Source organism: Duganella rivi (assembly GCF_009857435.1).
GTDB lineage: Bacteria > Pseudomonadota > Gammaproteobacteria > Burkholderiales > Burkholderiaceae_D > Rugamonas > Rugamonas rivi.
Genome location: NZ_WWCK01000005.1, coordinates 664460 through 678323, shown reverse-complemented (window position 1 = coordinate 678323; position 13864 = coordinate 664460). Strand labels below are relative to the sequence as shown.

Annotated in this window: 13 protein-coding genes; 8 read left to right on the top strand and 5 right to left on the bottom strand. The window is 61.7% G+C overall.

Features of this window, described 5'->3' with window-relative positions; genetic code table 11:
• The first annotated feature begins 13 nt into the window (after nucleotides 1–13).
• From rfbB to waaA, 8 genes are all read left to right on the top strand, one after another.
• The gene (gene rfbB / locus GTP45_RS19190) at nucleotides 14–1081 is read left to right on the top strand and encodes a dTDP-glucose 4,6-dehydratase (protein WP_161015470.1); all 1068 of its coding nucleotides are present in this window, start codon (nucleotides 14–16) and stop codon (nucleotides 1079–1081) included.
• A complete protein-coding gene (gene rfbA / locus GTP45_RS19185) occupies nucleotides 1081–1974 on the top strand; it encodes a glucose-1-phosphate thymidylyltransferase RfbA (protein WP_161015469.1) in 894 nt (297 codons plus the stop codon). Before rfbB ends, rfbA begins: the two co-directional genes overlap by 1 nt.
• The gene (gene rfbC, locus GTP45_RS19180; RefSeq protein ID WP_161015468.1) at nucleotides 1971–2519 is read left to right on the top strand and encodes a dTDP-4-dehydrorhamnose 3,5-epimerase; all 549 of its coding nucleotides are present in this window, start codon (nucleotides 1971–1973) and stop codon (nucleotides 2517–2519) included. Before rfbA ends, rfbC begins: the two co-directional genes overlap by 4 nt.
• Nucleotides 2516–3373, top strand: coding sequence for a dTDP-4-dehydrorhamnose reductase (gene rfbD, locus GTP45_RS19175; protein ID WP_161015467.1), 858 nt, complete (start codon nucleotides 2516–2518; stop codon nucleotides 3371–3373). The genes rfbC and rfbD overlap by 4 nt, the downstream gene beginning before the upstream one ends.
• A gap of 111 nt (nucleotides 3374–3484) precedes the next feature.
• On the top strand, nucleotides 3485–4579 hold the full coding sequence (locus tag GTP45_RS19170) for a glycosyltransferase family 4 protein (protein ID WP_161015466.1): 1095 nt from the start codon (nucleotides 3485–3487) through the stop codon (nucleotides 4577–4579).
• 46 nt (nucleotides 4580–4625) lie between these two features.
• Nucleotides 4626–6008, top strand: a complete 1383-nt coding sequence (locus GTP45_RS19165; RefSeq protein WP_161015465.1) for a phosphomannomutase/phosphoglucomutase — start codon at nucleotides 4626–4628, stop codon at nucleotides 6006–6008.
• A 4-nt stretch (nucleotides 6009–6012) separates the two neighbouring features.
• Entirely contained in the window at nucleotides 6013–6999 is a 987-nt protein-coding gene (gene waaC, locus GTP45_RS19160) for a lipopolysaccharide heptosyltransferase I (RefSeq protein WP_161015464.1), read from the top strand.
• 5 nt (nucleotides 7000–7004) lie between these two features.
• Nucleotides 7005–8282 carry a lipid IV(A) 3-deoxy-D-manno-octulosonic acid transferase gene (gene waaA, locus GTP45_RS19155; RefSeq protein WP_161015463.1) on the top strand — a complete coding sequence of 426 codons (1278 nt, stop codon included), beginning with the start codon at nucleotides 7005–7007 and terminating at the stop codon, nucleotides 8280–8282.
• On the opposite strand, the gene GTP45_RS19150 is transcribed toward waaA, so the two are convergent.
• From GTP45_RS19150 to GTP45_RS19130, 5 genes are all read right to left on the bottom strand, one after another.
• A complete protein-coding gene (locus GTP45_RS19150) occupies nucleotides 8270–9394 on the bottom strand; it encodes a hypothetical protein (protein WP_161015462.1) in 1125 nt (374 codons plus the stop codon). The two genes, waaA and GTP45_RS19150, sit on opposite strands and share 13 nt — an antisense overlap.
• A gap of 7 nt (nucleotides 9395–9401) precedes the next feature.
• Nucleotides 9402–11822 carry a hypothetical protein gene (locus GTP45_RS28420; protein ID WP_217363373.1) on the bottom strand — a complete coding sequence of 807 codons (2421 nt, stop codon included), beginning with the start codon at nucleotides 11820–11822 and terminating at the stop codon, nucleotides 9402–9404.
• Between the two features lie 101 nt (nucleotides 11823–11923).
• A complete protein-coding gene (locus GTP45_RS19140) occupies nucleotides 11924–12115 on the bottom strand; it encodes a hypothetical protein (RefSeq protein ID WP_161015461.1) in 192 nt (63 codons plus the stop codon).
• Between the two features lie 95 nt (nucleotides 12116–12210).
• Entirely contained in the window at nucleotides 12211–13149 is a 939-nt protein-coding gene (locus GTP45_RS19135; protein ID WP_161015460.1) for a M48 family metallopeptidase, read from the bottom strand.
• A 5-nt stretch (nucleotides 13150–13154) separates the two neighbouring features.
• Entirely contained in the window at nucleotides 13155–13847 is a 693-nt protein-coding gene (locus GTP45_RS19130; protein ID WP_371874482.1) for a lysophospholipid acyltransferase family protein, read from the bottom strand.
• Nucleotides 13848–13864 lie beyond the last annotated feature (17 nt).

Sequence of the window (13864 nt, the reverse complement as noted above, 5' to 3'; positions counted from 1 at the left end):
TGCGGGATACTAAATGATTTTTGTAACGGGTGGTGCTGGTTTTATCGGCTCAAATTTTGTCCTCGACTGGCTGGCACAGTCGGACGAGCCGGTTCTCAATTTTGACAAGCTGACTTACGCAGGCAACCTGAACAATCTGGCCTCGCTGAAGCAGGACGCCCGCCACACCTTTGTGCGCGGCGACATTTGCGACCAGGCGCAGGTGCTGGCCCTGTTCCAGCAGCATAAGCCGCGCGCGGTGGTGCACTTTGCAGCGGAAAGCCACGTCGACCGTTCCATCCTCGGCCCGGGCGAATTCATCAACACCAACATCAACGGTACTTTCAGCCTGCTGGAAGCGGCGCGCGCCTATTGGTCTGCGCTGCCGGAAGACGAGAAGTCGGCCTTCCGCTTCCTGCACGTGTCCACCGACGAGGTGTACGGCACGCTGGGCCCGGACGATGCGCCGTTCAGCGAAACCACCGCGTTTGCGCCAAACAGCCCGTATTCGGCCTCCAAAGCAGCATCCGATCACCTGGTGCGCTCGTACTTCCACACCTACGGCCTGCCGGTGCTGACCACCAACTGCTCGAACAACTACGGCCCGTATCACTTCCCGGAAAAGCTGATTCCGCTGATCATCGCCAACGCGCAAGCGGGCAAGCCGCTGCCGATCTACGGCGACGGCCAGCAAGTACGCGATTGGCTGTACGTGAGCGACCACTGCGCCGCCATCCGCCGTGTACTGGAAGCGGGCCGCCTGGGCGAGACCTACAACGTCGGCGGCTGGAATGAGATGGCCAATCTGGACGTGGTTCACACCCTGTGCGACATGCTGGACAAGCTGAAGCCGAAGGCCGAAGGCAGCTACCGCGATCAAATCACCTTCGTCAAAGACCGTCCGGGCCACGACCGCCGCTACGCCATCGACGCGCGCAAGCTGGAACGCGAACTGGGCTGGAAGCCGGCCGAGACCTTCCAGACCGGCATCGCCAAGACCGTGCAGTGGTACTTGGACAATCAGGCATGGGTGGCCGACGTGCAATCGGGCAGCTATGCCAAGTGGGTGGAAACCAATTACTTCAATCGCGAGGGGCAGTAATGAGCAACAAGCGCAAAGGCATCATTCTGGCGGGCGGCTCCGGCACCCGCCTGTACCCGGTGACGATGAGCGTCTCCAAGCAGCTGCTGCCGATCTACGACAAGCCGATGATCTATCATCCGCTGACTGTGCTGATGTTGGCCGGCATGACCGAGATCCTGCTGATTTCGACCCCGCAAGATACGCCGCGCTTCAAGGATTTGCTGGGCGACGGTAGCCAGTGGGGCATCAGCATCAGCTACGCGGTGCAGCCTTCGCCGGATGGCCTGGCGCAAGCCTTCATCATCGGCAAAGAGTTCGTCGGCGATTCGCCGTCGGCGCTGATCCTGGGTGACAACATCTACTACGGCAATGACCTCGATGCGCTGCTGCGCCACGCCACCGAGCAAACCTCGGGCGCGACCGTGTTCGCCTACCACGTGCAAGACCCTGAGCGTTATGGCGTGGTCGAGTTCGATGACAAGCGCACCGCCGTGTCGATCGAAGAAAAGCCGAAACAACCGAAATCGAATTACGCCGTCACCGGCCTGTACTTCTACGACAACCAGGTGTGCGATATCGCTGCCAGCATCAAGCCGTCCGCGCGCGGCGAGCTGGAAATCACCGATGTGAATAAAGTCTATCTGGACAAGGGCGAGCTGAACGTGGAAGTGATGGGCCGCGGCATGGCGTGGCTGGACACCGGCACCCACGAGTCGCTGCTGGAAGCCGGCCAGTTCATCGCCACCATCGAAAAGCGCCAAGGCTTGAAAGTGGCATGCCCGGAAGAGATCGCCTACCGCAAGGGCTACATCAACGGCGACCAGTTGCGCAAGCTGGCCGAGCCGCTGAAGAAAAACCAGTACGGTCAATACCTGCTGCAAATTCTGGAAGATAAGGTAGTCCCACGATGAACGTCATTACTACGCCATTGGAAGGCTTGCTGGTACTGGAGCCGCGCGTGTTCGGCGACGACCGCGGTTTCTTCTTCGAGAGTTTCAACGCCAAGCGCTTTGCCGAACTGACCGGCGTCACCGCCGAGTTCGTGCAAGACAATCACTCACGTTCCGCCAAGGGCGTGCTGCGCGGTCTGCATTATCAAATCCAGCAAGCGCAGGGCAAGCTGGTGCGCGCGACTGCCGGTTCGGTGTTCGACGTGGCGGTGGATATCCGCAAAAACTCGGCGACTTTCGGCCAGTGGTTCGGTATCGAGCTGTCGGCTGAGAACAAGCGCCAGATGTGGATTCCGCCGGGCTTCGCGCACGGCTTCGTGGTGACTTCCGACAGCGCCGAGTTCCTTTACAAAACCACCGACTACTGGGCGCCTGAGCATGAACGCTCGATCCTGTGGAACGATCCCGCCATCGGCATCCAATGGCCGGCGCTGGACGCCGCGCCGCTGTTGTCGGGCAAAGACCAAGCCGCACTGCTGCTGGCCAACGCCGAGGTGTTCGCATGAAAGTACTGCTGACCGGTAGCACCGGCCAAGTCGGCTACGAACTGGCGCGCAGCCTGCAAGGCGTGGGCGAAGTGGTGGCCGTGGATCGCAATGTGATGGATCTGTCGAATCTCGACCAAGTGCGCGACGTGATCCGCAGCGTCAAGCCGCAATTGATTGTCAACCCAGCCGCTTACACCGCCGTCGACAAGGCCGAGAGCGAGCCGGAACTGGCGCACCGCATCAACGCCGAAGCACCGGCCGTCATGGCTGCAGAAGCCAAGGCGCTGGGCGCAGCGCTGGTGCATTATTCGACCGATTACGTATTTGACGGCACCCAGCCATCGCCGCGCGTGGAAGACGACGTGGTCGGCCCGCGCAACGTTTACGGCGCCAGCAAACTGGCTGGCGAGCAGGCGATTGCCGCAGCCGGCATTCCGCACCTGATCTTCCGCACCAGCTGGGTGTATGGTATGCGCGGCAAGAACTTCCTGCTGACCATGCTGCGCCTGGCGAAAGAGCGCGACGAACTGCGCGTGGTGGCCGACCAGCACGGCGCGCCAACCTGGAGCCGCACCATCGCCGACACCACGGCGCAAGTGCTGTCGCAGGCACATGCCGGCGGCCGCGAATGGTGGGTGCAGAACAGCGGCATCTACCACCTGAGCGCGCAAGGCCAGACCACGTGGCACGAATTCACCGAGGCCATCGTCGCGGAAGCGGGCCTGTCGTGCAAGGTACTGCCGATTACCAGCGCCGAATACCCAACGCCGGCCCAGCGTCCGCAATACTCGGTGATGTCGTCCGAGCGCCTGATGGCGCGCTTCTGCCACTTGCCGGATTGGAAAGAAGCGTTGCATCTTTGTATGCGCTGAGTTGTATCGATTGGTAAGCATGTCCACTGGCGTGAGTCCGTACTGGTACAATCGCCTGTTGGCATGCTGATAATGCTACGTGTTGCGATACAACGCAGAACCTAAAATAATATGTTTTCCTTCCTACTGAGCTTTATCGCTTCCGCGCTGCTTACCCTGTTGGTGATTAAAGAAGCGAGATTGCACGGGCCGGCGCTCGACTCCAATTTCGACGGCGTGCAAAAAGTGCACGTCCATAATGTGGCCCGCATCGGCGGGCTTTCTATTTTCCTGTCGGTGGCGCTGAGTTCGGCGATTTCCATTTGGCGCGTGCCGGCCATGAGCCAATGGCTGTTGTCCTTGCTGGCTTGCTCGGCCGTGGCTTTCATCGGCGGCATCGTTGAAGACTACACCGGCCGCGTGAGCGCCTTGCGCCGCCTGCTGCTGACCATGGCCGCTGCCACCCTCGGCTACTTCCTGCTCGATGCCCGCATCGACCGCCTCGACTGGGCGTTCTCGACCTGGGCGCTGCCCTATATGTGGCTGACGCTGCCGGTGACAGTGCTGGCGGTGGCCGGCATTGCCAACGCCATCAACATCATCGACGGTTTTAACGGCCTTGCCAGCGTGGTGTGCATTTGTATGCTGCTGTCGCTCGGCTATGTGGCGCTGCAAGTGAACGATATGTTCGTGCTGATCGCGGCGCTGATGGTGGCTGGTGCCACCGCCGGTTTCCTGATCTGGAACTACCCGGTCGGCCTGATTTTCCTTGGCGACGGCGGTGCTTATTTCATCGGCTTCATGCTGGGCGAGCTGGCCTTGCTGCTGGTGATGCGCAACCCGCAAGTGTCGACCTGGTACGCGGCTTTGCTGCTGATTTACCCGGCGTTTGAGACCATGTTCTCGGTGTACCGCCGCATGTTCGTGCGCGGTAAATCGCCGGCCATGCCGGACGGTATTCACTTGCACAGCCTGATTTTCCGCCGCATCGTCCAATGGGCGGTGGGCCGCAAGGAAGCGCGCGCGCTGATTCGCCGTAATTCGCTGACTTCGCCGTATCTGTGGCTGTTCTCGCTCACGGCCGTGATTCCGGCTACCGTGTTCTGGCGTCACACCTGGGTGCTGATGCTGTCATGCATACTCTTTATTGGTAGTTACATCTGGATTTACGTGCGCATCGTGCGCTTCAAGGCGCCGCGCTGGATGATCCGGCACAAGAAACACTGATGTCATGATGTACACTATCCCATCCATTCCAGCTCATACCCACACTATGGTTACCTTATCCAAAACGATCTTCAAAGCTTACGATATCCGCGGCATTATCGATAAAACCCTGGACGCCGGCGTGGCGCACCAGATCGGCGCTGCTTTCGGCCGCGCTGCCCTGGCCAAGGGCGAGAAAAAAGTCGTGATCGGCCGTGACGGCCGCCTGTCCGGCCCATCGCTGATCAAGGCGCTGGCGGAAGGCCTGCAATCCTCCGGCGTGGACGTGATTGATCTGGGCGTGGTCGCTACGCCGATGGTCTACTTCGGCACCAATGTGCTGGGCGCTGCTTCCGGCATCATGGTTACCGGCAGCCACAATCCGCCGGACTACAACGGCTTCAAGATGGTGCTGGCCGGCGAAGCGATTCACGGCGAAGCGATCACCGGCCTCTATGAAAGCATCCTCGCGCACGACGGTTCGCCGGCTGCTACGCCGGGCGCGTACAGCACTTACGATATCCGCGCCGAGTACCTGCAACGCATCATCGGCGACGTGAAGATTTCGCGTCCGATCAAGATCGCGGTGGACTGCGGCAACGGCGTGGCCGGCGCGTTTGCTGGCGACCTGTATCGCGGCATGGGCTGCGAAGTGATTGAGCTGTTCTGCGAAGTGGATGGCAATTTCCCTAACCACCACCCGGATCCTGCGCACCCGGAAAATCTGCAAGACCTGATCCGCGCGCTGCAAGAAACCGACGCTGAAATCGGCCTCGCGTTCGACGGCGACGGCGACCGCCTCGGCCTCGTTACCAAGGATGGCCAGATCATTTTCCCTGACCGCCAGATGATGCTTTTCGCAGGCGATGTCCTGTCGCGCAATCCGGGCGCGGAAATCCTGTACGACGTGAAGTGCACCCGCCACCTCGCGCCTTACATCGAGAAGGCCGGCGGCAAGCCGCTGATGTACAAGACCGGCCACTCGCTGGTGAAGGCCAAGCTGAAGGAAACCGGTTCGCCGCTGGGCGGCGAGATGAGTGGCCACATCTTCTTCAAGGACCGCTGGTACGGTTTCGACGACGGCCTGTATGCCGGCGCGCGCATGCTGGAAATCCTGACCAAGGAAAAAGATCCATCGGCGCTGCTGAACGCACTGCCGCAGTCGGACAGCACGCCTGAGCTGCATCTTCACTTGAGCGAAGGCGAGAACTTCATCGTGATGGACAAGCTGCGCGCCGACGCCAAGTTCCCTGGCAATGAACGCATTATCACCATCGACGGCCTGCGCGTGGAGTACGAGGACGGCTTCGGCCTGGCGCGTTCGTCCAACACCACGCCGGTGATCGTGATGCGCTTTGAAGCGGAAACGCCGGCAGCGCTGGCGCGCATTCAAGGCCAGTTCCGTGACGTGATTCTTGCGGCGAAGCCGGACGCGGAACTGCCGTTCTAAGTTCATGACGCCGCCTTTGAATATTCTGCTGGTGCGCGTCTCCTCGCTGGGAGACGTGCTGCATAACATGCCGATGGTGGCCGACATTGCCCGCCACTTCCCCGACGCGAATATCGACTGGGTGGTGGAGGAGGGCTTTGTCAGCCTGGTGCGGATGAACGCGCGCGTGCGCAATGTGATTCCGTTTGCGCTGCGGCGTTGGCGCAAGAGCCTCGGCAAGCCTGAGACGCGGGCCGAGATCAAATCGTTCTTCCGCACTTTGCGCCTGCAGGAGTATGACTACGTGTTCGACACGCAGGGTTTGCTCAAGACCGGCATTATCATGGGCGCTGCGCGCGTAGTGAAGGGCGGCCGCAAGGTCGGTCTGGCCAACGGCAGCGAGGGCTCCGGCTACGAGGGCATCTCGCGCATTTTCCATAACCTGAGTATTCCAACCGATCCGCGCACGCACGCGGTGGCGCGTGGCCGCATCGTTGCTGGTGCGGCGCTGGGCTACCCGGTCGATACGCCGGCTGATTTCGGTTTGCCGGCGGTGCCGGACGATACGCCGCGTCCCGAGTGGATGCCGGAATCGTACGCGGTCTACTTCCACGGCACCGCGCGCGATGCCAAGAAGTGGTCGGCTGAAAACTGGATCGCGCTGGGCCGCGAACTGGCGCCGATGCCGATACTGCTGCCTTGGGGCTCGCCGAAAGAGAAGGCGGAAGCGGAGCGTATCGCTGCTGGTCTGCCGAATGCACGCGTGCTGCCGAAGTTGTCGATGGCCGATGCCATCATGGTGGCGCGCCGCGCGTCGCTGGTGATTGGCGTCGATACGGGACTGGTGCACATTGCGGCGGCCTTTGTGCGGCCGACGGTGGAAATTTATGCGGATTCGCCGCGCTGGAAGACCGAGGGTAACTGGTCGCCGCGCATTATCAATCTGGGCGATCAAGGTACGCCGCCATCGGTGGCGGAAGTGCTGGCGGCAGCCCGGAGTCTGCTGGGCTGATTTTCATGCGACTGTTTTATTCCCTGATGTGGTGGCTGGCCTTGCCGCTGGTGCTCACGCGCCTGTGGCTGCGCGGCCGCAAAGAGCCGGGCTACCGCCAGCACTGGGCCGAGCGCCTTGGCTTCTATCCGCGCGCGACCGCCACGCCGGCCTTCGCGCCGGTGCTGTGGGTGCACGCCGTCTCTGTCGGCGAAACGCGCGCTGCCGAACCGCTGGTAGATGCCTTGCTGGCCGAGTACCCGCAAAGCCGCATCATCCTCACCCACATGACGCCAACCGGCCGCGCCACCGGCAAAGCGCTCTTCGCCAAGCACGGCGAGCGCCTGGTGCAATCCTACCTGCCATACGACACCGGCAGCATGGTCTCGCGCTTCATCCGCCACTTCCAGCCGAGCGTCTGCATCTTGATGGAGACCGAAGTCTGGCCGAACCTGATCGCCGTTTGCAACGCGCGCAAAGTGCCGGTGGTGCTGGCCAACGCCCGCTTATCTGAGCGCTCATTGCGCAAAGCCACGCGCCTCGGATCACTGCTGCTGAATGCCGCACGCGGCATCTCGCTGGTCGCCGCCCAAACCGAAGCTGACGCCCAGCGCGTGCGCTCGCTGGGCGTACAGCGCGTAGAAATCACCGGCAGCATCAAGTTCGACGTCGTGGTGCCGGAAGCCGCACTGGCCATCGGCGCCGCGTTGCGCGCCGCGATAGGCCCGCGTCCAGTGCTGCTCTGCGCCTCCACCCGCGAAGGCGAAGAAGAGCTGATCCTGCAAGCCTTCGAAAGCGCGCGTGCCACGCTGCCGAGCAACTTGCTGCTGCTCATCGTCCCACGCCACCCGCAGCGTTTTGACGAAGTAGAAAAAATGATCGCCGTGCGCGGCCTGAATGTACAACGCCGCAGTAAGCTGGCACTGGACGGCAGCGTATTGGAAGCCGACGTCCTGCTAGGCGACTCGATGGGCGAAATGTTCGCCTACTACGCCGCCTGCGACATCGCCTTCGTCGGCGGCAGCCTGATGCCGCTGGGTGGCCAAAACCTGATCGAGCCGGCAGCGCTGGGCAAGCCGGTTCTGATCGGCCAGCATACCTTTAACTTCGAGTTGGTGACCGAAGACGCTTTGGCAGCCGGCGGCGCCCATCGCATTACCGACGCGGCCGACCTCATGTCCACCGCCGCCCGCCTGTTCAACGACACCACCGCCCGCGAAACCATGGGCCTCAACGCCCAATCTTTCGCCAACCAGCACCGCGGCGCCACCCGCCGCACGGTGGCTCTGCTTCAGAAGATGTAGTGCAGCCCCAGCTCCGCCGCGAAGGCGCTGGAGTCCAGTAGCGGCAGGCGGTTGCCGCTGAGGCGGGCGCGGAAGGGGCCGTAGTCGTAGCCCACGCCGATCATGTTGAAACGGCTGTCGTAGCTGGTGCTGAAGGTGCCCCATGCTGTCGCGTAGCCGCCGGACACGCGCGGGATGTTGATGCCGGCGATGCGCTCCACGCCAGCGCGCAGCGTCCACTGGTTCAGCACATAGCTCAGATTCAGCGCGGTGCTGGCGCCGATGGTGCCGCGCCGTTCAATCAGGCTGCTCTTGCCGTAGATCTGCGGCTGATAATTGATGTAGCCATCTTTGTCCACCGAGCGCACGTCGGAATGAATCACCTTGTCGATCACCGGCAGGTTAGACCAGCGCATGCGGCTCCACAAATCATTCACCGCCAGATTCGCCGTCAGCTCGCTGCTCAGCGGCCATTGCAACGCTGCCGACAGTGTCGCGCCGGAAGATTTCTGTTCCGCTTCGGGCATGAAGGGATAGGTGTAGTTGGTGTTGGAGCCGAAGTATACGCCGTCGAAACGATAGGCATTCGCCTTGGAGTAGGTGACGCTGCCGCCGGCTTCGCCGTCGCGGTTGCGCGCGTTGCTGTAGGCCGCACCGGACACCATCAGCAGCATCGGCGCCTTGCTGTCGCCGAGCGCGAAGGTGCGTCCCACGCGCATGCCGCCCGCTGCCCATGATTTCAAATGCGCGTCGGCCACGAAACGGCGGTCGCCGTCGGGATCTTTGCGCTGCAAATAGAAGTGGTACATCTCGACCGTGTCGCGGTTCGACGCCAGCGTCATCTCCAGCCGGTACTCGAGGCCGATACGCCAGCCGTCCTTCTCCACGCCGGCTTCCGCGCGGTCGCGCTGCATGAAGACGTTGCGGCCGTCGCGCGGCGTGTAATGCGCGCCCCAGTCGCCGGTGAAGTCACGGATCGGAATCGCATCATACGCGGCCCATGCCTGCACCTTGCCATAGGCGCGCCACGCCGCATCCGGCGCATGCAGCGCGATGTCGCTGTCCGCAACGGACATTTGCGCCATCGCGCTCCTGGTCAGCAGTAAGCCTGCCAGCAAAAAACGATACTGCATGCCAGCCTTACTTGAACGTTTCGAAACTGCCGTCAACGTAGTTGATGATGTGGGTGTTCACGTTGATCAGCGCGACCTTGCTGTTGTTCTTGTAGACGTCCAGGAAGGCCGCATCGCCCACCCAGGTCAGCATGATGCCGGAGGAGCTGGACAGCGCGATCTTGCGCGAGTTGGTGTTATCGCCGCTGAAGCTGATCTGGTTGGTCGAATCCGAATAGCTGCCGTTGTATTCCGTTTTCTGGTAACCGGTGATGCGGCGGGCAAAGGTGACCGACAGTGGTTTGAGGCCAGTCACTTTCAGCGTGCCGCTGAACGATGCGCTGCCAGTGGCGTAATTGGTTGCCGATTGCGGCGCGGTGCTGTTGAAGTTCTTGTAGTTGGTCGCCTGCACGCTGATGCTGCCGTCAAAACTGTCACCCTTGGTGTTGGTGAAGTTGCCGGTGAATTTGGCGTTGGTCGGCAGGTAGCGGTTGCCGTTGCGGTCTTTCGAGAACTGGCTCAGGGACAGGGCGCCGGTGACGGAGCTGGTGCCGGCTTTGACGGTAATCGACAGCGAGCCTTCCTTCATGCGGTATTGTCCCGCGTCGATGAAGGCGCGCACGTAGCTGCCCTCATTGACCGAGACCGCACCCACACTGGCGCCGTTCTTTTCGCCATCGACCTTGCCGGAGAAGGCGTACTTGGTGACGCCGCCGCTTTCCGCGGTGGTGACGTAGCGGATGTTCCATGCTTCGCGATCGGTCACTGCTTCGCCGCTGTCGTCGACGCGGGCCGGCATGAAGCCGCTGATGGTGGCGCTGGTGACGTTGACGCCATTCAGCACGTACGACAGCTGGCCGGTGGCGGTCGTGCCGACCGGCGTGTTGCCGCTCAAGGTGACGTAGTTGTAGCCGATGCCTGCGCCATTCTTCGAGTACGACTGCGTTTCGAGCAGCGTGCGCGAGGAATAGCTGAAGCTATTGGCGCCGGCCGGCAGCAGCGTGATGGTGCGCTTGACCTGGTCACGGTTGTAGACGCCGGAGGAGGCGGTGCTGCGCTCCGAGCCAGCCAAGGTTTGCTTGTTCAAGACGCAGGCCACGCTGCCCGGCTGCGTGCCGCTATCGGCAGACGTGAGGGCGATGGTGGCGGCGCTGTCTTTGTACAGTGTGCAGACGCCCAGCGAGCTGTCGTCGTTGCCGTCGCCGACGGTGGTGTCGGTGGTTTTGTGCTGCGCGAAGCTGTTAAACAATTGGATGCCGCGGCCGGAGACCACTACCCAGTCGGCCAGGCCTTGATCGAGCGGCTCGACGGCGCTTTCAAAGTCGGACTGCATGGTGTCCAGCGCGTTGCGCAAGCCGCCGTTTTCGTTCGACGACGACCATGCTTGCAGATTGGTGCGCAGGCTGCCGAAGAAGGCCTTCGCTTCGGCGACCGGATTGGCGACAGGCGTTGGAGTCGGCGTTGGCGTCGGTGTCGGGGTAGGCGTCGTCGGCGTAGGGGTTGGCGTTGGAGTTGGCGTAGGCGTCGGTGTTGGCGTAGGCGTTGGCGTAGGAGTCGGTGTCGAAATCGTCACCTCGGCAAACAGCTTCTGACCTTCGATCGTCTTGATGGTGGTCTTGTTGATGCGCGTATCCTGTACCGTTGCAGCCAGCTCGGTCAACAGTGCATCCTTGGCTGCGCCGGTGATGGCGACGGTACCGTTGAGCATGGTGGCCGAGCCGGTGGTGGCGTTCACCGCGCATTTAATCTTTTCGCTATCGCTGCCGCTGCAACCAAGCGCGTTGTGGTGCGCGATGCCCGAGATCGCCGCCAGCGCCAGCGCTTGCAGTTTCTCCGAGGCGTCGTCGGTGTTGGCGGCGGCATCGCTGTTGGCGTTCAGCGGTTTGGTGACGAGCGGATTGAAGCCGAGCGTCTTGGTCACTTCGGCTTGTGCGGTAGCGACGTTGGCGGCGGTCAGCGTGCCGTTGCCGCCGGCGCTCAACGCGGCGGTGACCAGCATATCGGTCAGTGGCGTGACGTGGCCGGTGACGGTGCTGGCGCTGTTGGCGTCCAGCTGCACCACGCTGCGCATGGTCAGGCCGAGAGGCATCGGAATGTTGCCGGCGTACTCGTCGTCCATGGTGGTGCTGGCGTCGGCGCTAATCTCAATCAAGAACAGGCCGGTGCGCGCACCAAGGTTGATGTTGTAGCTGCCATCGACCTTGGAACTGCGGGTAGTTAGAATCGGCGTGGCGGAACGCACGCCGGCGGCGTCATACGAGTAGACATTGACGATAGCGTCCTTGATGGTGCCTTTGGAGGCCACACCGGCCAGCGTGATGTTAGGGCCGCCGGTGCTGGTGCCTGGATTGGCCGGAGGAGGAGTGGTGGTGGTGCCGCCGCCACCGCCACCGCAGGCCGCCAGTGCCGAGGTTAAAGTGCAAGCCAAGCTCAAACGCTTCAATTTCATGCTAGTTGCCAATTAGTTGTACCGATTTGGCAATTATAACATAAGCAATTTTCCTTCTTGGAAACGGATCTGAAAAAATACGGTTTTCAGTGCGCGGCAGCTTAGCCGCCGCCGATTCCCTCGGTAATGATGCCGGTGCCGCCGCAGTTGGGGCAGGGCGTGCCCTCGCCGTCATCGTCGTCCGGCTTGACGCCCGTGCCTTGGCAGATGGGGCAAACATCTTCGCCGCTGCCCGGTGTGCCCGGCTGGGCTTCATCGCCGGGATTGATGGTTGAGTCGGATGGGTTGGTCATGGCAGCCTCGCAGAAAAGAAGTCGAGGTTTATTCTGTCATGGGCTGGGGGCAAAGTCGCACGCGTTACGACGTGGAACCGTCGGACGCAGCATAGTTAAGGGAACAGGACTGGCAGCTCCTGCGAGCGTTTGCGCAGCAGGTTCTTGGCTTCTTCGTATTCGGGATAGATCAGGCCGACCGTGTCCCAGAATTGCTGGCTGTGGTTCATTTCCAGGATGTGCGACAGTTCGTGGGCCACTACGTAATCGATCAGCGGCAGCGAGAAGTGGATCAGTTTCCAGTTCAGGCGGATCTTGCGGTCGACCGTGCACGAGCCCCAGCGGGTGCCGGCCGACGATAAACCGAACGAGTGGTACTGCACGCCCAGGCGGCCGGCGTACAGGTCGAGGCGTTCTTCGAACAGGGTCTTGGCTTGCTGCTGATACCAGACTTGCACGCGGTTCTTCAGCACTTCTTCGCTGGCGCCGGGCAGTAGGGTGATCCACAGTTCGCGCGTGTTCGGGTTGTAGATGCTGCGGTTGCGGCCACCCACCAGCAGCCGCAAGGTGATGTCGGCGCCAAGATACGGAATCTGCGCGCCGTCGATCCATTCCACCGGCGGCTTTTGCAGCCTCGCGGCGCGGCGTTCGCGGCGCTCTTTCAGCTTGCTCAAGATCCAGTGCTGCTTGGTGCGGATTGCCTCGTCGATTTCGGCGATGCTGATGCGCTTGGGCGCGGTCACGCGCAAGCCGTCGTCGTCGATCATGAAGCCGATCGAGCGGCGCGTCGAACGGCGCAATTCGTATTCGAGGATGAACTCACCGACCATCAACTGGCGGCGCGGCAGCTGGTTCGATGGCGGTGCGACTAAGGGACGTGTCTTGACAGGGACGGCCGTTTCCGGCGGGGCGACGTAAGGGGAGGCTGGCGGTGGATTTTTTGCTGCAGGTGGAACGGACCATACCGGTGCGGTGTACACCGGTTTCTGGCCCTCCCCGCCAAACAGGTCTGGTTGATTCGGATCAGGCGACGTTGGTTTTACCAGCGTCGCCAAATCGTCTAACCAGCGTTGTAGGCGTGGGGCGAAATGACGCGCATTTCTGATTCTATCCAATTTTCCACCTGTTGCATCATGTCGTCGGCCGTTTGGCCTTCCGACGAAATTGGCTTACCTATCGATACTGTAACAAGGCCGGGGCGCTTGATGAAAGAGTTTTTTGGCCAGCACTCGCCGGAATTGTGGGCAATCGGCACCACCACTGCGCCGGTCTCAATCGCGAGGCGGGTGCCGCCGCTCTTGTACTTGCCCGCTTTGCCGACCGGGATGCGCGTCCCTTCCGGGAACATGATAATCCACAGGCCTTGCGCGAGGCGGCGCTTGCCGTGGCGGACCACGTCTTTAAAGGCGTTCTTGCCTTGCTTGCGGTCGATCGGGATCATGCGCAGCAGCGCCATCGCCCAGCCGAAGAACGGGATGTAGAGAATCTCTTTTTTAAACACGAACACCAGTGGGCGCGGCATCAGCGGCAGCAGGAAGATGGTCTCCCACGCCGACTGGTGCTTGGACAGCAGGATCGCCGGTGCATCCGGCAGGTTGTCCATGCCGCGGATTTCATAGCGTATCCCGCAGATCACTTTGAGGCACCAGATCATGAACACGTTCCAGCGCGAGGTGATGAAGAAGCGCTGTCGATACGGCAGCGGCGCCGCCGCAAAGCACACCAGCGACCAGATAACGGTCGACACCACCATCACGACGGTGAAAATCA